Annotated in this window: 17 protein-coding genes; 8 read left to right on the plus strand and 9 right to left on the minus strand. The window is 62.1% G+C overall.

Annotated elements, in window-relative coordinates; all coding sequences use genetic code 11:
- Positions 1–66: 66 nt before the first annotated feature.
- The 3 genes from ACXR0M_RS20565 to ACXR0M_RS20575 all read left to right on the plus strand — a co-directional run bounded on the left by ACXR0M_RS20565 (position 67) and on the right by ACXR0M_RS20575 (position 3,988).
- Positions 67–1,344: an acetyl-CoA C-acetyltransferase gene (locus ACXR0M_RS20565; RefSeq protein WP_458833601.1), complete on the plus strand. Its 1,278-nt coding sequence runs from the start codon at positions 67–69 to the stop codon at positions 1,342–1,344.
- 317 nt (positions 1,345–1,661) lie between these two features.
- A complete protein-coding gene (locus tag ACXR0M_RS20570) occupies positions 1,662–2,558 on the plus strand; it encodes a PA4780 family RIO1-like protein kinase (RefSeq protein ID WP_458833602.1) in 897 nt (298 codons plus the stop codon).
- 227 nt (positions 2,559–2,785) lie between these two features.
- Complete coding sequence (locus ACXR0M_RS20575) at positions 2,786–3,988, plus strand: MFS transporter (protein WP_458833603.1); 1,203 nt, start codon at positions 2,786–2,788, stop codon at positions 3,986–3,988.
- Here ACXR0M_RS20575 and cueR read toward each other — a convergent pair.
- The 3 genes from cueR to ACXR0M_RS20590 all read right to left on the minus strand — a co-directional run bounded on the left by cueR (position 3,942) and on the right by ACXR0M_RS20590 (position 7,283).
- Positions 3,942–4,355, minus strand: a complete 414-nt coding sequence (gene cueR / locus ACXR0M_RS20580; protein WP_065261264.1) for a Cu(I)-responsive transcriptional regulator — start codon at positions 4,353–4,355, stop codon at positions 3,942–3,944. The two genes, ACXR0M_RS20575 and cueR, sit on opposite strands and share 47 nt — an antisense overlap.
- Positions 4,352–6,745 carry a heavy metal translocating P-type ATPase gene (locus tag ACXR0M_RS20585; RefSeq protein ID WP_458833604.1) on the minus strand — a complete coding sequence of 798 codons (2,394 nt, stop codon included), beginning with the start codon at positions 6,743–6,745 and terminating at the stop codon, positions 4,352–4,354. The genes cueR and ACXR0M_RS20585 overlap by 4 nt, the downstream gene beginning before the upstream one ends.
- 154 nt (positions 6,746–6,899) lie before the next feature.
- The gene (locus tag ACXR0M_RS20590) at positions 6,900–7,283 is read right to left on the minus strand and encodes a hypothetical protein (RefSeq protein ID WP_458833605.1); all 384 of its coding nucleotides are present in this window, start codon (positions 7,281–7,283) and stop codon (positions 6,900–6,902) included.
- 148 nt (positions 7,284–7,431) lie between these two features.
- Here ACXR0M_RS20590 and ACXR0M_RS20595 point away from each other — a divergent pair, with 148 nt between their 5' ends.
- Together ACXR0M_RS20595 and ACXR0M_RS20600 are read left to right on the plus strand one after the other, a co-directional pair.
- Positions 7,432–7,632 carry a heavy-metal-associated domain-containing protein gene (locus ACXR0M_RS20595; protein ID WP_458833606.1) on the plus strand — a complete coding sequence of 67 codons (201 nt, stop codon included), beginning with the start codon at positions 7,432–7,434 and terminating at the stop codon, positions 7,630–7,632.
- Positions 7,633–7,850: 218 nt separating this feature from the next.
- Positions 7,851–9,053 carry a multidrug effflux MFS transporter gene (locus tag ACXR0M_RS20600; RefSeq protein WP_458833607.1) on the plus strand — a complete coding sequence of 401 codons (1,203 nt, stop codon included), beginning with the start codon at positions 7,851–7,853 and terminating at the stop codon, positions 9,051–9,053.
- Between the two features lie 3 nt (positions 9,054–9,056).
- Here the strand turns inward: ACXR0M_RS20600 and ACXR0M_RS20605 are convergent, their stop codons facing one another.
- The 3 genes from ACXR0M_RS20605 to ACXR0M_RS20615 all read right to left on the minus strand — a co-directional run bounded on the left by ACXR0M_RS20605 (position 9,057) and on the right by ACXR0M_RS20615 (position 10,723).
- The gene (locus ACXR0M_RS20605; protein ID WP_169842458.1) at positions 9,057–9,230 is read right to left on the minus strand and encodes a hypothetical protein; all 174 of its coding nucleotides are present in this window, start codon (positions 9,228–9,230) and stop codon (positions 9,057–9,059) included.
- Positions 9,231–9,383: 153 nt separating this feature from the next.
- Positions 9,384–10,397, minus strand: a complete 1,014-nt coding sequence (locus ACXR0M_RS20610; protein WP_458833608.1) for a zinc-binding alcohol dehydrogenase family protein — start codon at positions 10,395–10,397, stop codon at positions 9,384–9,386.
- A gap of 32 nt (positions 10,398–10,429) precedes the next feature.
- On the minus strand, positions 10,430–10,723 hold the full coding sequence (locus ACXR0M_RS20615; RefSeq protein WP_458833609.1) for a putative quinol monooxygenase: 294 nt from the start codon (positions 10,721–10,723) through the stop codon (positions 10,430–10,432).
- A gap of 120 nt (positions 10,724–10,843) precedes the next feature.
- Between ACXR0M_RS20615 and ACXR0M_RS20620 the strand changes: the two genes are divergently transcribed.
- The 3 genes from ACXR0M_RS20620 (at position 10,844) to ACXR0M_RS20630 (ending at position 14,325) form a co-directional block, all read left to right on the plus strand.
- Positions 10,844–11,773, plus strand: coding sequence for a LysR family transcriptional regulator (locus tag ACXR0M_RS20620; RefSeq protein WP_458833610.1), 930 nt, complete (start codon positions 10,844–10,846; stop codon positions 11,771–11,773).
- A gap of 317 nt (positions 11,774–12,090) precedes the next feature.
- Entirely contained in the window at positions 12,091–12,822 is a 732-nt protein-coding gene (locus ACXR0M_RS20625; protein ID WP_458833611.1) for an ArsR/SmtB family transcription factor, read from the plus strand.
- A 120-nt stretch (positions 12,823–12,942) separates the two neighbouring features.
- On the plus strand, positions 12,943–14,325 hold the full coding sequence (locus ACXR0M_RS20630; protein ID WP_458833612.1) for an MFS transporter: 1,383 nt from the start codon (positions 12,943–12,945) through the stop codon (positions 14,323–14,325).
- A gap of 117 nt (positions 14,326–14,442) precedes the next feature.
- Here the strand turns inward: ACXR0M_RS20630 and ACXR0M_RS20635 are convergent, their stop codons facing one another.
- The 3 genes from ACXR0M_RS20635 to ACXR0M_RS20645 form a co-directional block, all read right to left on the minus strand.
- Complete coding sequence (locus tag ACXR0M_RS20635; RefSeq protein WP_458833613.1) at positions 14,443–15,396, minus strand: adenosine deaminase; 954 nt, start codon at positions 15,394–15,396, stop codon at positions 14,443–14,445.
- Between the two features lie 80 nt (positions 15,397–15,476).
- Positions 15,477–16,442, minus strand: a complete 966-nt coding sequence (locus ACXR0M_RS20640) for a 2-oxoglutarate and iron-dependent oxygenase domain-containing protein (protein ID WP_458833614.1) — start codon at positions 16,440–16,442, stop codon at positions 15,477–15,479.
- Between the two features lie 139 nt (positions 16,443–16,581).
- The gene (locus ACXR0M_RS20645) at positions 16,582–17,655 is read right to left on the minus strand and encodes a BMP family ABC transporter substrate-binding protein (RefSeq protein WP_458833615.1); all 1,074 of its coding nucleotides are present in this window, start codon (positions 17,653–17,655) and stop codon (positions 16,582–16,584) included.
- Between the last annotated feature and the right edge of the window lie 259 nt (positions 17,656–17,914).

Here is a 17,914-nt window from a genome sequence, read left to right on the forward strand (position 1 = left end):
GCCCTATCGCTGGCAAGCCAGCTCCCACAGGGGCCTTAATGAACCCGGATCAATAAGGAGCTTTTCATGAGTCAGCTGCGCCGCGTCGCCATCATCGGTGGTAACCGTATCCCTTTCGCCCGCTCCAACGGGCCGTACGCCACTGCCAGCAATCAGGTGATGCTCACCGCCGCTCTTGAAGGCCTGATCGAACGTTACAACCTGCACGGCCAGCGTATTGGCGAAGTGGTGGCGGGGGCGGTGCTGAAATTGTCACGGGATATGAACCTGACCCGCGAATGCGTACTCGGCTCACGGCTGTCGCCCGCCACCCCGGCCTACGATATCCAGCAAGCCTGTGGCACTGGACTGGAAGCAGCGCTGCTGGTGGCCAATAAAATCGCTCTCGGCCAGATCGATTGCGGCATCGCCGGCGGCGTTGATACCACTTCGGACGCGCCGATCAGCGTCAGCGAAGGCCTGCGCAAGATTCTCTTGCAGGCCAACCGCGCCAAGAGCACCGGCGACAAACTGAAAACCTTTCTGCAACTGCGCCCGCAGCACCTGATCCCGGAATTCCCGCGCAACGGCGAGCCGCGCACCGGCCTGTCGATGGGCCAGCACTGTGAGCTGATGGCGCAGACCTGGAACATCCCTCGCGAAGAACAGGATCAACTGGCCCTCGAAAGCCATCACAAACTCGCCGCCTCCTACAGCGAAGGCTGGCACAACGATCTGATGACGCCGTTCCTCGGTCTGACCCGCGACAACAATCTGCGTCCGGACCTGACCCTGGAAAAACTCGCCACGCTCAAACCGGCCTTCGAAAAAAGCGCCAAGGGCACGCTGACGGCGGGCAACTCGACGCCGCTCACCGACGGCGCGTCGGTGGTACTGCTGGCCAGCGAAGCATGGGCGCAGGAACGTGGCTTGCCGATCCTCGCCTACTTACGTGATGGCGAAGCGGCGGCGGTGGATTTCGTCAGTGGTGCCGAAGGTCTGTTGATGGCGCCGGTGTATGCGGTGCCGCGCCTGCTGGTGCGCAACGGTTTGACCTTGCAGGATTTCGATTACTACGAAATTCATGAGGCGTTCGCCGCGCAGGTACTGTGTACGCTCAAGGCCTGGGAAGATCCGGAATACTGCAAGACCCGTCTTGGACTTGATGCGCCGCTGGGCTCGATCGACCGCAGCCGGTTGAATGTCAAAGGCAGTTCGCTGGCGGCCGGGCATCCGTTTGCCGCGACCGGTGGGCGGATCGTCGCCAATCTGGCGAAATTGCTGGATGCGGCGGGCAAGGGCAGGGGCTTGATCTCGATCTGCGCGGCTGGCGGCCAAGGCGTCACCGCGATCATCGAACGCTGACGGTATCCCTTGTAGGAGTGAGCCTGCTCGCGATAGCGGTGTGTCAGCGACGAATTTTCTGACTGATGCACCGCTATCGCGAGCAGGCTCACTCCTACAGGGAGCAGCCGTGTGTCAGATTCTGTCGCAAATGCCGTCATTGGCCGATAACTACAAGCAAGGCAGGCTCGGCTATGATCGGCAGCGGTCGATTATTTCGGCACAGTGTGTGCATCCGCAGGGTTCACAGGTCGGCAACCCCTCCCCGTAACGCGAGGATTGCCGTATAACGAGTGACATTCGCGTGTTTGGTAATAAAGGACCCACAATAAAAGCTGATGAAGACTCCAAAACGCATTGAACCCCTGATCGAGGACGGTCTGGTCGACGAAGTGCTGCGCCCACTCATGAGTGGTAAAGAAGCAGCTGTTTATGTGGTGCGCTGCGGTAACCAGTTACGTTGCGCGAAGGTCTACAAGGAGGCGAACAAACGCAGTTTCCGCCAGGCAGCCGAGTATCAGGAAGGCCGCAAGGTGCGCAACAGCCGGCAGGCCCGGGCGATGGCCAAGGGCTCGAAATTCGGTCGCAAAGAGACCGAGGACGCCTGGCAGAACGCCGAGGTCGCGGCGCTGTTCCGTCTGGCCAGTGCCGGCGTGCGAGTGCCCAAACCGTACGATTTTCTCGATGGCGTGCTGCTGATGGAGCTGGTGGCCGACGAGTACGGCGATGCCGCGCCGCGCCTGAACGACGTGGTGCTGGAGCCGGATCAGGCCCGTGAATATCACGCGTTCCTGATCTCGCAGATCGTGCTGATGTTGTGTACCGGTCTGGTGCACGGTGACCTCTCGGAGTTCAACGTGCTGCTGACGCCGACCGGTCCGGTGATCATCGACCTGCCGCAGGCGGTGGATGCGGCGGGCAACAACCACGCGTTCAGCATGCTGGAGCGCGATGTGGGCAACATGGCGGCGTACTTCGGGCGCTTTGCCCCGGAGCTGAAAAAGACCCGCTATGCCAAAGAAATGTGGGCGTTGTACGAAGCCGGCACCCTGCACCCGAACAGCGTGCTGACCGGCGAGTTCGACGATCCGGAGGAGCTGGCCGACGTCGGCGGCGTGTTGCGCGAGATCGAAGCCGCGCGTCTGGACGAAGAGCGCAAACAGGCGATCCGCGCGGCGGACGACGAGCCGAAAGGCAAGTCCGACGAACCACCGCCACCGCCGTGGATGCAATGACCGCTTGACCAGAAACCCGGCTTCGGCCGGGTTTTTTGTGCCCGTAGCTTCAGACACCACAAATCCCTGTGGGAGCTGGCTTGCCAGCGATAGCGGTGGTTCAGCCAGTAAATTTTCATTGGCTGTACCGGCCTCATCGCTGGCAAGCCAGCTCCCACAGGGACCGATGGTGTGTATGGGGTTTATGTGGGAGTCTTGTCAGCCCCTCGCACACTCAAGGATTGAATGTGAACGCCCGCCTGATCTTCACCGCCCGACTGATCTCCGACTTCGGCGCCTTCCTCAACATGGTCGCGCTGGCCACCTACGTGTACCTGCTGAGCGACAGCGCCATGAGCGTCGGGGTTTTCCTCGCGAGCCGCGTCGGCGGGGGGATTTTTGCCAGTCTGATCGGTACACGGTTCTATCGGCGCTGGAATGGCCGGGTGCCGTTGATGGCCTTCGATCTGCTACGTGCGGCCTTGCTCGGCGGGCTGCTGATTCTGCCGGTCAGCCAGCAGGCGCTGCTGTTGCCGGTGATCGCCTTCGGCCTGGGCTTTGGCAACTCGATGTTCGCCATCGGCCTCAACAGTCAGTTGCCACGGCTGATCGAACCGGCGCAGCTGCTGAAAACCAATGCCTGGATCACCTCAGCGTCCTCGGCGGCGATGGTCGGTGGCAGCCTGGTCTCCGGTTTGCTGGTGGCGGCCTTCGGCTTTGAAACCGTATTCGCGCTCAACGCGCTGACCTATTTGTTGGCGGCCTTGTTGATTACGCCATTGCGCTTCGCGGCGCCGGAGGCCAGTGAGAAAGCGACGGGCGAACGTGGCGAATGGTCAGCGCTCAAGCAAGGCCTGCGCAGCGTCCCGGTGATCGCGGCGATGCTCGCCGTGGCTATGGCCGACACCTTGGGCAGCGCCGCGCACAACGTTGGCTTTCCGATCATTTCCCGATTGCTCACGCCCGATTCGGCCAGTACCACGCTGGGCCTGATGCTGGCGGTGTGGGCCAGCGGCAAATTGCTCGGCGCGCGCATTGCCAGTCGTCTCAAGGGCTCGGACAACCTCAACCTTGAGCGGCGATTTTTCTTCGGCGTGGCGTTGATGTCCTGCGGGTTTATCCTGATGTTCCAGCAGCACAGTCTCTACGGTCTGCTGCTGTTTTCATTGCCAGCGGGGCTGGGTGACGGGTTTTCCGAGGTCGGCCTGATGTCGCGCCTGCAGCGTGAACCGGAACAGCTGCGCCTGCCGATCTTCAGTTTCCTGACCCTGCTGCAAATGACCGGGTTCGGCGTCGGCATGCTGATCGCCGCGCCGTTTTATGCGTGGTGGACGCCAGGTGCCGTGGTCCTGCTGTTCCACGGCATCCCGCTCGGCACCTTGTTGACGGTGAAGGCGCTGGCGCTCAGGCGCGAGCGGGTTGCGCGCAGCAGCCCGATGCCAGTTCCTTGAGGATCGGGCAATCGGGGCGATGGTCGCCGTTGCAGTGTTCGACCAGGTCCTGCAGGGTGTCGCGCAACTCGCCGAGTTCGCGGATCTTCTGGTTCAACTCGTCGATGTGCTGGCGCGCCAGAGCCTTTACATCGGCGCTGGCACGCTGGCGATCCTGCCACAGGGTCAGCAGCTTGCCGACTTCCTCCAGGGAAAAACCCAGATCCCGCGAACGCTTGATGAACGCCAAGGTGTGCAGGTCATCGTCGCCGTAAATCCGGTAGCCGCTATCGGTGCGATGGGCGGCCTTGAGCAGGCCGATCGACTCGTAATAACGGATCATCTTCGCGCTCAGGCCGCTGTGCCGGGCCGCTTGGCCGATGTTCATCGCTGCTCCTCCAGATCCTTCGGTTTCCAGGTTTTCAACAGTAGCGCATTGCTCACCACGCTGACGCTCGACAGCGCCATCGCCGCGCCGGCCAGCACCGGGTTGAGAAAACCGAACGCTGCCAGCGGAATGCCGATCAGGTTGTAGACGAAGGCCCAGAACAGGTTCTGGCGGATCTTCGCGTAGGTCTTGCGGCTGATTTCCAGCGCTGCTGGCACCAGTCGCGGATCCCCGCGCATCAGGGTGATGCCGGCCGCATGCATCGCCACGTCGGTGCCGCCGCCCATGGCGATACCGATGTCGGCCGCCGCCAGGGCCGGGGCGTCGTTGATGCCATCGCCGACCATCGCCACCACACCTGTTTGCTTCAATTCGGCGACGGTGGCGGCTTTGTCGGCGGGCAGCACTTCAGCGTGCACGCTGTCGATACCCAACGCCTCGGCGACCACTTTTGCACTGCCCCGATTGTCGCCGGTGAGCAGATGGCTGTGGATGCCTCGGGCGGCCAGTTGTTGCACCGTTTGCAGTGCGCCGGGCTTGAGGGTGTCGCCGAAGGCGAACAAGCCGAGCACGCGCGGCTCGGGGCTTTGCTCAATCAGCCACGACAAGGTCCGGCCCTGGCTTTCCCAGGCCTGGGCCGACTCGGCGAGGTGGCCAGCGCTCAGGCTGCTTTCTTCCAGCAAGCGCCGGTTGCCCAGCGCCAGGCGTCGACCGTCAAGATTGCCGGCGATGCCACGCCCGGTCAGGGCCTGGCTGGCGCTGACATCGGGCACGCGCAGGTCGCGTTCGGCAGCGGCGTCCAGCACCGCTTTGGCCAGCGGATGTTCGCTGCCGCGTTGCAGGGCCGCGGCGAGTGTCAGCAGGGTATTTTCATCGCCATCCACCGCACTGAAATGGGCGATGCGCGGAGTGCCGGATGTCAGGGTGCCGGTCTTGTCGAAGACCACGTTGTCGACTTCATGGGCACGTTCCAGCGCTTCGGCATCCTTGATCAGAATCCCGTGACGCGCCGCCACTCCGGTGCCGGCCATGATCGCCGTCGGGGTGGCGAGGCCAAGGGCACATGGGCAAGCGATCACCAGCACGGCGACCGCATTGATCAGCGCGGTTTCCAGCGGCGCGCCGTACAGCCACCAGCCGATCAGCGTGGCCAAGGCAATCAGCAACACAGTCGGCACGAACACCTGACTGACTTTATCCACCAGTTTCTGGATCGGCGCCTTTGCCGCCTGAGCGTCTTCCACCAGGCGGATGATCCGTGCCAGCACACTTTCCGCGCCGAGGGCGGTGGTGCGCACCAGCAGGCGACCTTCGCCGTTGATCGCGCCGCCGGTGACCTTGTCGCCCGGCTGTTTCGGCACCGGCAGGCTTTCGCCGCTAATCAGCGCTTCGTCAGCGTGGCTCTGGCCTTCGAGCACTTCGCCGTCCACCGGAAAGCGTTCGCCGGGTTTGACCAAGACCAGATCGTTCAGGCGCAGGGCGCTGATCGCCACGTCCTGCTCGCGGCCGTCGATCACTTGAATCGCCCGTTCCGGACGCAGGGCTTCGAGGGCGCGAATCGCGCTGGCGGTCTGGCGTTTGGCGCGGCTTTCCAGGTATTTGCCGAGCAGCACCAAAGCGATGACGACCGCCGACGCTTCGAAATACAGATGCGGCATGCGCCCGGCGGCGGTGGCCCATTCATACAGGCTCAGGCCATAACCGGCGCTGGTGCCGAGGGCGACCAGCAAGTCCATGTTGCCGGCCCCGGCGCGCACGGCTTTCCACGCGGCCACATAAAACCGGGCACCGAAAATGAATTGCACCGGCGTGGCGAGAGCAAATTGCGCCCAGGCCGGGAGCATCCAGTGAATGCCGAACGGTTGCAGCAGCATCGGCAACACCAGCGGCAGCGCGAGGGCGATCGCACAGATCAGCGCCCAGCGTTCACGTTGCAGGCGTTGCTGCTGGTTATCGGTGGCAGGGTGTTCGGCTTGCCAGACGCTGGCCGAATACCCGGCCTTGCTTACGGCAGCGAGCAGCGCCTGCGTATCGACCTGACCGAGCACTTCGAGGTGCGCGCGTTCGTTGGCGAGGTTGACGCTGACGCTTTTCACCCCGGGGACTTTGTGCAGCGCACGTTCGACGCGGCCGACGCAGGAGGCGCAGGTCATGCCTTCGATATTCAATTCCACGCTTTGCTGCGGCACGCTGTAGCCGGCGCGTTCCACCGCTTCCATCAACGCCGGCAAACGGTCACCCGGCGCCTGCACACGGGCCTGTTCGGTGGCGAGATTGACGCTGACGCCACTGGCGCCGCTGACTTTGCTCAACGCCCGCTCGACACGCCCGGCGCAACTGGCGCAGGTCATGCCGGCAATCGGCAGATCGAAAGTGATGGAATCGGACATCGGTCGTACTCCCTGTAGTAGATGCCTACAAGGATCAACCTTGCCATGCTGGCAAGGTCAAGAGCAAAAGATCGCAGCCTGCGGCAGCTCCTACATTGGAATGCATTCCAAACTGTAGGAGCTGCCGCAGGCTGCGATCTTTTTGGCTGGCGACTCAGTATTCGAGAGCGGCAGGTCGCAGGTACAGACCTTTGTCATTCGCCGCAATCCGGTACTTGAGCACATCCCCGGCCTTGAGCGAGAGCTCCTGCGCGGGCGGTGCCAGCATCCCCGCCTGGCAACCCGGCACCTGGCCAGGCAGTTGTTTCAGACGAATGGAAATCGTGCCGTGGGGCAGATTGAACGAAGTGGTCTGTTCCTGGAGCAGGCGCGCCGAGAGTTGATCATTGATGTACACGCCAATCTCGCAGGGCGTCGGCACTTCCAGACGTTCACGCGAGATGATCAGCACCGCATAGTCTTCGCCGGTCGCGTTGGCCTGGGGCAGGGCGGCAAAGAGGCTGAGCAAGCCAAACAGGCTGAGAGCTGACCAGCGCATGGCTGAATCTCCTGAATCTGAGTCATTGATGCACGCAGCTTGGCTGAGCGCGACGCCGATTGCCAGCCCGGCAGTTTTTCGCAGAACTTGACCTTGCCACGATGGCAAGCTCGACACTGTCGGCAACTTCACTCAAAGGAGTCCTTCCATGCAAGTGTTCAACGTTCAAGGCATGTCCTGCGGTCACTGTGTCAAAGCCATCACCGAAGCGGTGCAGGCCAGGGATCCGGCGGCCAGTGTGCGGGTTGATCTGGCGGCCAAAGAAGTCGGCGTCGAGAGTTCGCTCAGTCCCGAGCAGGTGATCGCGGTGATCAGCGAAGAGGGCTACCCGGTAAAATTGGCCGGGTGATCAAAAGCAAAAAGATCGCAGCCTGCGGCAGCTCCTGCATGGGAATGCATTCCCACTGTAGGAGCTGCCGGAGGCTGCGATCTTTTGATCTTTGCAGGCAAGCTTCACCGGTACAGTTCGTCTGACATTTTAATAGTTAGCGAGCTATCGGAATGTTCAAGGCGTCCATGCGCGGCTAGACTGTCGGGCTGCTGACTTCAATCCCACCTGGATGCCTGATGAACTTCCGTACCATTCTGATTCTCGGTGCCCTGAGCGCCTTCGGTCCGCTGGCGATCGACTTTTACCTGCCGGCGTTTCCGTCGATGGCACTGGCGTTCGGGACCGATGACAAACATGTCCAGCTGACACTGGCGGCGTATTTCGCCGGCCTGTCGATCGGCCAGTTGCTCTATGGCCCGGTGGCCGACCGCTTTGGTCGACGCCTGCCGCTGCTCACCGGCGTCGGCTTGTTCACCCTGGCCTCGCTGGCCTGCGCTTATGCACCGAATCTCGAATGGCTGATCGGCGCACGCTTCGTCCAGGCCTTGGGCGGCTGTGCGGGGATGGTGATTTCCCGGGCGGTGGTCAGTGACAAGTGCGATGCCGTCGGTTCGGCGAAAGTCTTCTCGCAATTGATGCTGGTGATGGGCCTGGCGCCAATCCTCGCCCCGCTGCTCGGCGGTTTGCTGGTCAACACCACGGGCTGGCAGTCGATCTTCCTCGCACTGACCGGCTTCAGTGCCCTGGCCGGCCTCGCCGTGGCGCTGGGGCTGCCGGAAAGTCTGCCGGATTACGTGCCGCGCCAACCGTTGTCCGGGGCGCTGCGCCAATATGGTCGGTTGTTCGGTGACGGGGTGTTCCTCGGTCACGCCCTGACCGGCGGCATCGCCATTGCCGGGATGTTCTCCTACATCGCCGGCTCGCCCTTCGTCTTCATCAAGCTCTACGGCGTGCCGGCCGAGCACTTTGGCTGGTTGTTCGGCGTCAACGCCGCGGGTTTCATTCTGGTGGCGCAAGTCAACGCACGGTTGTTGGCCAAACGTGGTCCGGCATTTCTGCTGGCGCGCGCGGTGTGGGTCTATCTGTTGGCGGGATTGACGCTGCTGGCAGTCAGCGCGCTGCACACCGCGGCATTGTGGCCGGTGCTGATTCCGCTGTTCGTGTGCATCGCCAGCCTCGGCTGCATCCTGCCCAATGCCTCGGCCTGTGCGATGAACGGCCAGGGCGCGCGTGCCGGCAGTGCCTCGGCGCTGATGGGTTGTCTGCAGTTCAGCGTGGCGTCGGGCGCGGCCTCACTGGTAGGGATTCTGCACGACGGCAGCGCCATGCCGATGGCCATGGTCATCAGCCTGTGTGGATTGCTGGTGGTGAGCGTCGCCCTGTACACCCGGCGTTTACAGAATGCCCGTGCCTTGACGCAGGCACAGGCTCAAGCCTGAGTCTCAGCCGACAGCGCGTTGCTGTCCGGGTTGCGGGATCTGATGGGGCGCGTGCAGGCGCGCTTCGAGTGTGCGGGTGAAGGCGAGCGCCTCGGCTTCACTGCGAAAGGTCACGGCGTGCTGGTCCAGGCGAACCTGCCATTGAGACTTTGCCACTTCTTTTATCAGGATCTTCATTGCTGACCTCCCGTGGGTAAAAGATGCATCGCAGAGGTTTCGAGTGTAGTCCTGAATACGATCGGATTTGTGACAACGATCAAGCATCTGACTGACGGCAAAAAACAGCGCCAGCCCTGATCAGGACTGGCGCTGTTGCTGACCTTCGGTTCTTCAGAAACTTTCTAAAACAATTTTGCCCTTGGCCTTGCCGCTTTCCAGCAGCGCATGCGCGCGCCGCAGATTCGCCGCGTTGATCGTGCCGAAGTGCTCGCCGACGGTGGTCTTCAAAGTCCCGGCGTCAATCAGCTCGGCCACGCGGTTGAGCAGATTGTGCTGCTCGATCATGTCCGGGGTTTCGAACAGTGAGCGGGTGTACATGAACTCCCAGTGCAGCGACAGGCTCTTGCGCTTGAGCTTGGTCACGTCCAGCGACTTCGGATCGTCGATCAACGCCAGCTTGCCTTGCGGCGCCAGCGCCTCGACCAGTTGATCGAGGTGATGCTCGGTCTGGGTCAGGCTGGCGACGTGGGTCACCTGGTCGATCCCGGCGCGCTTGAGTTCTTCGCTCAGAGGCTGGCTGTGATCGATCACCAGATCGGCGCCCAATTCGGTAACCCAGTCACGGGTCTGGGAGCGGGACGCAGTGCCGATCACTTGCAGCCCGGTCAGCTGTTTTGCCAGTTGCGTGAGGATCGAACCGACTCCGCCGGCAGCGCCGACGATCAACAGGCTCTGGCCTTCATCGGTCTTGCCTTCGCTGACCTGCAGGCGCTCGAACAGCAACTCCCACGCGGTGATGGCGGTCAGCGGCAGGGCCGCGGCTTCGGCGAAACCAAGGGATTTGGGCATGTGCCCGACAATCCGCTCATCGACCACGTGCAGTTCACTGTTGCCGCCGGCGCGGGCGATGGAGCCGGCGTAGAACACCTTGTCACCGGCCTTGAACAGGGTCACGTCGCTGCCGACGGCCTTGACCACCCCGGCCACGTCCCAGCCCAGCACTTTCGCCGCGCCGTTTTCCGGCGCCATGTTCTGCCGCACTTTGGTGTCAACCGGGTTGACCGAGATGGCTTTGACTTCCACCAGCAGGTCGCGCGGGCCGGCGACCGGTTCTGGCAGTTCGATGTCCTGCAGGGATTTTTCGTCGCTGATTGGCAGAGAGGCGTAATAGGCAATGGCTTTCATGACTGGCTCCGTAATGGTGATAGAAGAAGTACTCAGGCGATGACGCCCAGGCGTTTCAACTGGAAGTGTTCGATGCAGTCCGCAGCGCTGGCCTGAAACTGCTGGAAATGCGCGCTGGCATTGTGCGCCGAGAGGATTTCCTCGCTGGCCCACTGTTCGATCACATAAAAGGTCAGCGGATCGGCGAGGTCGCGATGCAGGTCGTACTGGCCGCAACCTGCTTCGGCGCGGCTGGGTTCAACCAGCGCGCGCAAGGCTTTTTCGAGGGTGTCCTGCTGGCCGGGTTTGGCGGTCAGGGTGGCGATGGCGGTGAATGCTTGGGACATGTTCAGCTCCAGAGGCGCGGGATGAATTCGATTGAACAGATGATTGGCTATTTCTGCGCGAGATAAAACCGGCTAAAAGAGCAGTCTCTTTCAATATTTTTTTGATAATCGAGGCTGAGGATGCTGCGTTTCGATGATTTGCAGTTGTTCGTGCGCGCGGCGGATCTGGGCAGCCTGTCGGCGGCGGCACGGGTCATGGACATGTCCGCAGCGGTGGCCAGTGCCGCACTCAAGCGCATCGAACAGCAACTGGGCGCGCGTCTACTGGCGCGCTCGACCCGCAGTCTGCGCCTGACTGCCGAGGGCGAAGGCTTTCTCGAATATGCCCGCGCGGCCTTGGGTCAGCTGGATGAAGGGCGGCGCTTTCTGTCCAGTGCGCAGGATCAGGTCAGCGGGATCCTGCAGTTGTCGGCGCCGTCGGACTTCGGCCGCAACCTGTTGCTGCCGTGGCTCGACGAGTTCCAGCGCGAGCACCCGAAACTGACTGTGCGCCTGCTGCTCGGTGATCGCATCGCCGATCTGTTTCGCCAGCCGGTGGATATCGCTTTGCGGTACGGCGAGCCGGAAGACTCCAGCCTGGTCGCCTTGCCGATCGCCCCGGGCAACCGCCGGGTACTGTGCGCATCCCCGGCGTATCTCGCTCGGCACGGTGAGCCGCGTCAGCTTGAGCAACTGGCACAGCATAACTGTCTGCTCTACATGCTCGGCAGCCGGGTCCACGACCATTGGAGTTTTCACGATGGCAAACGCGAAGTTGGCCTGACGGTCAGCGGTGACCGCTTCAGTGATGACGCCGACGTGGTGCGTTTGTGGGCGCTGGCCGGCGCGGGGATCGCTTACAAGTCGTGGCTCGATGTCGGCACAGATGTCCTCGCCGGACGCCTGAAAGTGCTGCTGCCCGAGTTGCTCTGTGAGCGCGCTCCGCTGAATCTGTTGTGCGCGCATCGCGCACAATTGAGTAAGCCGGTGAACCTTTTACGAGAAATGCTCGCCAGCCGATGCGCTGAACTGAGTAGTCAATTTCCGCATTTTCAGCGGGTTGATCATTAGTCGCAGGCAATTAGCGAAATTTCACTCAGGAACTATCACCATTCGTAACGGCCGCGACGCAGGATGCAGCGAGCATCCCGCTTATACTAGCGGCCGCCTCAAACCTGTACCGACCACCGGCCAGGACTGACTCAGGCCGGTTTTTCCTGGGCCGGGTCAGCGCTGCGCAAGCGGCGCGACCCTGCCACCGATGGGTGCGGCACCACCGGCCGGCTTTGCTCCGGTTGATGGCGTTTTACGCGTCTTGGCCGACGCCACATTACTGGTCAAGATGCCTTCGTAGCAGTAGACGACACGATTCAACAGGGAGTGAATACATGGAACATGCACCTTGCATCAGCCAGATCGCCACGCTGCTGGCCGACCCCAAGCGCAGTGCGATGATGTGGGCGTTGATGGATGGCTCGGCGCGGCAGACCGAGGAGCTGGCGCTGCTGGCCGGCTTGTCGCCATCGTCGGCCAGTGCGCACCTGGGGCGTTTGTCCGCCGGTGGCCTGTTGAAAGTCGAGGCGCGCGGGCGCAAGCGTTTTTTCCGTCTGGCCGCGCCGGAAATCGCCACGGCTATCGAAGCGCTGGCCAGTGCCACGATCGCCAGTGCACCGCGGGAGATTTCTAACGTATTCAAGCGCGCGACACCACTCACCAGCTCCCGGACCGCACCCTCATCGCTGCTGCGCGCACGTTTTTGCGATGACCACCTGGGTGGCACGCTGGCCGCCGATCTGTATCAGCGTTTGCTGGATGCCGGCTGGATCGAGCAGATCGAGCAGCGCGTCGCGGTGACGCTCAAGGGCTCGACACAGCTGGCCAACCGCGGCGTGTTCATTCAGGCCCTGGCCCATCGCAAGGCTCAGGTCGCCTGTGCCTGTCCGGACTGGAGCGAACGCCGTCCGCACCTGGGCGGTGCGCTGGGCGCGGCGTTGCTGCAACTGTTCATGCAATCTGGCTGGTTGACGTTACCCAACGATTCGCGGGCCTTGCAGGTGACCCCGGCCGGACAACAGGAAATCTACCGTTTCGCCAAAGAGACCGAGCTGGAAATGGCGTAACAGAGCCGTCGCCTGGCGCAAGCGTCGTCGGTGACTGCGAGCAGGTCGTATCCAGAAAAAGCACTCGGCGGTTATCCCGCACACTCGTTCGGCAGACATTGCAGAACGGGGAGACGGGCCATGGATACACGACATTTCAGCGCGGCGGAACGACTGGAGCGCTTGCCGCTCAGCGGCTACCACCGGGTGATTTTCATCATCATCGCCCTGGCGTTCTTTTTCGACTCCATGGACCTGGCGATGATGACGTTCCTGCTTGGCTCGATCAAAAGCGAGTTTGGTCTGAGCAGTGCCCAGGCGGGCTTGCTCGCCAGTTCGAGCTTTTTTGGCATGGTCCTCGGGGCATCGCTGTCGGGCATGCTCGCTGATCGCTTCGGGCGCAAACCGGTGTTCCAGTGGAGCATCGTCCTGTGGGGACTGGCCAGTTACCTGTGTTCGACCGCGCAAACAGTCGAGAGCCTGACGCTGTTCCGTATCCTGCTGGGGATCGGCATGGGCATGGAGTTCCCGATTGCGCAGTCGATGCTCTCGGAGTTGATACCGGCGCAGCGGCGCGGACGCTATATCGCGTTGATGGACGGTTTCTGGCCGCTGGGTTTTGTCGCGGCCGGGGTGTTGTCCTATTTCCTGTTGCCGCTCATTGGCTGGCGCGACATTTTCCTGGTGTTGGCGGTGCCGGCGGTGTTCGTGCTGGCGATCCGCTTTTTCATCCCCGAGTCGCCGCGCTGGCTGGAGCAGGCCGGGCGGCATGAGGCGGCGGACAAGGTCCTGAGTGCGATCGAACAGCGTGTGCGTACCTCGCTCGGGGTCGCAACGTTGCCCGAACCTGTGCGCCTGCCGCGAATCGTGACGCCACCGGGCAACTTCTTCTCGGCGCTCAAGCAGATCTGGTCGGCACAATACCGCCAGCGCACGACGATGATCTGGAGCCTGTGGTTCTTCGCCTTGCTTGGTTTCTACGGCCTGACCTCATGGCTCAGTGCATTGCTGCAACAATCGGGGTTCGCCGTGACGCAGTCGGTGTATTACACCGTGCTGATTTCGCTGGGCGGGATTCCCGGGTTTTTGATGGCGGCGTGGCTGGTGGAACGCTGGGGGCGCAAACCGGTGTGCATCGTGACGTTGCTCGGCGGCGGGGTGATGGCGTTTCTGTATGGTCAGAGTGCGGTGTTCGGCGGCAACGTCGCGCTGTTGATCGGCACCGGCCTGCTGATGCAGTTTTTCCTGTTCGGCATGTGGGCGGTGCTCTACACCTACACCCCGGAGCTGTACCCGACCTCGGCGCGCGCCACCGGCTCGGGCTTCGCTTCGGCAATTGGCCGCGTGGGTTCGTTGCTCGGGCCACTGGTGACCGGGCTGGTGTTTCCGATTACCGGACAGGGTGGTGTGTTCGCCTTGGGGGCGCTGTGTTTTGCGATCGCGGCGGGGGTGGTGTGGCTGTTCGGGATGGAGACGCGGGGCAAGACGCTGGAAGAGCTGACGGAGTCCGAGATTTCTGGCTAAACACAGCACCCTGTGGGAGCGGGCTTGCCCGCGATGGCGTACTGTCAGTCAACAGAGTTGTTGGAGCTGATGACCTCATCGCGGGCAAGCCCGCTCCCACAGGTTTTGGTGTGACCTTTACGGTTTTACCAAGCGCGCATCCAGGCTGTTCTGCGCCAGGCGTTTGGCCTGATCCTGAGTCATGCCCAGGTGTTCGTGCAGCGCGTGGAAGTTCTCGGTGACGTAACCGCCGAAGTACGCCGGGTCATCGGAGTTCACCGTGACTTTCACGCCACGCTCGAGCATGTCGAGGATGTTGTGCTGCGACATGTGATCGAACACGCAGAGCTTGGTGTTCGACAGCGGGCATACGGTCAGCGGGATCTGCTCGTCGATGATCCGCTGCATCAGGCGCTCGTCTTCGATGGCGCGCACGCCATGGTCGATGCGCTGGATTTTCAGCAAGTCGATGGCTTCCCAGATGTACTCCGGCGGGCCTTCTTCGCCAGCGTGGGCGACAGTCAGGAAACCCTCATGGCGGGCACGGTCGAACACGCGCTGAAACTTGCTCGGCGGGTGACCCATCTCGGAGCTGTCGAGGCCGACGGCAACAAACGCGTCACGGAACGGCAGCGCCTGGTCGAGGGTTTTCTGCGCTTCGTCTTCGCTCAGGTGGCGCAGGAAGCTGAGGATCAGGCCGCTGCTGATGCCCAGTTGCTGCTCGCCATCCTTCAATGCGGCGGCGATGCCGTTGAGCACCACTTCGAACGGAATACCGCGATCAGTGTGGGTCTGCGGGTCGAAGAACGGTTCGGTGTGAATCACGTTCTGCGCCTTGCAGCGCAACAGGTAGGCCCAAGTCAGGTCGTAGAAATCCTGCGAGGTGCGCAGTACGTCGGCGCCCTGGTAGTACAGGTCGAGGAATTCCTGCAGGTTGTTGAAGGCGTAAGCCTTGCGCAGGGTTTCCACATCGCTCCACGGCAGGGCGATCTTGTTGCGTTCGGCCAGGGCGAACAGCAGCTCGGGCTCCAGCGAGCCTTCCAGATGCAGGTGCAGTTCAGCCTTGGGCAAGGCGTTGAGCCAGTCGTACATATTCTTTTCTCATCAGGTGCAATGACGGCATTCTACAGATGCTCGCCGAAACAATTGGCAAAACCTGACCAAGCGATCCATCAGACGGCTTCCTGCTCGCGACGATAGGCATAAGTATCGGCGAAGCGCGAGAGCAGGAATTCGGCGCAGGTGGTGGTCGGATATTTCGCCGGGTGCTGTGCGTCCTGGCAACCGGGCAGGCATTCGATACGCGTGTCCGGGTGTGGCTCGGCGAAGAACGGCATCGAATAGCGATCCACGCCCAGCGGGCTGATCACCCGATGCGGGGTCGAGCGATAACGGTCGTTGCTCCAGCGCGCCATCATGTCGCCGAGGTTGACCACGAACGTGCCGTCGATCGGCGGCGCGTCGATCCATTCGCCATTGATGTTCTTCACTTGCAGGCCGCCGGCGCTGTCCTGGTAGAGCAGGGTGATGCAGCCGTAATCGGTATGCGCCCCGGCGCCTTGCTGCTCGGCGCTGCTGGCGGTGTGACGTGGCGGGTAGTGAATCAGGCGCAGCACGCTGACCGGATCAACGAAGCGCGAATCGAAGAAGTCCCGCTCGATGTCCAGGGCAATCGTCATCGCCCGCAGCAGGGTTTGTGCGAGCGCCTGCATGTCGAGGTAATGCTGCTCCATCAACGCTTCCCAACCCGGTTGTGATGGATGGCGGTTAGGGCCGCGCAGCGGTTTTTCCGCGAGCACATCGGGATGATCCGCTGGCAGATGCAGACCCATGTCGAAGGTTTCCTTGAGGTCGCTGGGTTTGCTCGGGTCAAGCTGCTCGGTGGCGATGGCGCCGTAGCCGCGGTGGTGACGGGTCTGGGTGATGTCGATCCGGAGTTTTTCCTCCGCCGGTTGCGCGAAGAAACGCTGGGCGTGGTCGAGCAGGGCAGCGATGCGTTGCGCGGAAATCGGATGACCCTTGATGTAGAAAAAGCCCCATTCGCGACAGGCCTGGTCGATCTGCCCGGCCACCGCAGGCCAGGCGTTTTCGTCGTGGGTGTAGAGCGGGGAGATGTCGATGACTGGAAGCTCATCCATACACAATCCTTGAATACGCTGAAGATCCTTGTAGGAGTGAGCCTGCTCGCGATCGCGGTGTGTCAGATTTAGATATTTCGACTGACACACCGCGATCGCGAGCAGGCTCACTCCTACAGGGGGCGGTGGTATGGCCGAGTTACTTCGGCATCTCGGCCTTCATCCCTTCCACGTAATAGTTCATCGACGCCAGTTCGGCATTGGTCGCGCTCATCCCCGCCGGGATTTTCACGACATCGGCCTGATCCTTGATCGGCCCGGTGAACGGTTGCAGCGCGCCGCTCTTGATGTCGGTGATGATCTGCTCGGCCTCGGCTTTCACCGGCGCCGGCACCAGGTCGCTGATCGGCAGTTCAACCGTGCCTTCCTTCAACCCGCCCCAGTAATCCTGGGATTTCCAGGTGTGGTCAATCACGCTTTGCGTGGCCTGTATGTAGTGCGGCGCCCAGTCGTTGACGATCGAAGTCAGCACCGCTTTCGGACCGAAGTGCGCCATGTCCGAGGCGTAACCCACGGCGTACACGCCGCGACGTTCGGCGGCCTGGATCGGTGCCGGGCTGTCGGTGTGCTGGAACACCACGTCCACGCCCTGGTCGATCAGCGCGTTGGCGGCATCGGCTTCCTTGCCCGGATCGAACCACGAGTTGACCCACACCACTTTGATTTCGGTGCCGGGGTTGTATTTGTTCAGGGCCAGCTGGATGGCGTTGATGTCGCGGATCACTTCCGGAATCGGGAACGAAGCGACGTAGCCGATCTTCTTGGTCTTGGTCATCTTCGCCGCGAGGAAACCACCGACGTAGCGACCTTCATAGGTGCGCGCCAGGTAGGTGCCGAGGTTCTTGTCCTGCTTGTAGCCGGTGGCGTGTTCGAAGGTCACCTTGGGAAATTGTTTGGCGACTTTCAGCGTCGGGTTCATGTAGCCGAAGGAGGTGGTGAAGATCAGGTCGTAGTTGTCCTTGGCCATGTTACGGATCACCCGCTCGGCGTCCGCGCCCTCGGCAACGTTCTCGACGTAGTTGGTGGTGATCTGCGGGCCGAATTTCTCCGCCAGCGCCTTGCGCCCCTGTTCATGCTGATACGTCCAGCCGTGGTCACCGATCGGGCCGATGTAGACGAAACCGACCTTCAGCGGATCGGCAGCGCCGGCGCTCAGGCTGATCCCCAGACCGAGGGCGGCGCACAGCAGTAGGTACAGCGGACGTATTTGCATGAAGGGGAGCTCCGTTTTGTTGTGTGTGCTCAGAGCCAATGCAAATTGCTGACCAACAGGACAACAAACCCTGCCGAAACCGAGGTGAAGCCTTCGCGAGCAAGCCCGCTCCCACAGGAGATCGCATTCCAGTGTGGGAGCGGGCTTGCTCGCGAAGGGGCCGGCTCGGACGATAAAAGTGCATGGTTGAAATCAACTGCTATCGGCTGGTGCGCTAAGGTGTAACGAAACGTTAGCGCCGCGCCGCAGTCAGTAGCTC

It is taken from the genome of Pseudomonas sp. Eth.TT006, from assembly GCF_054456575.1.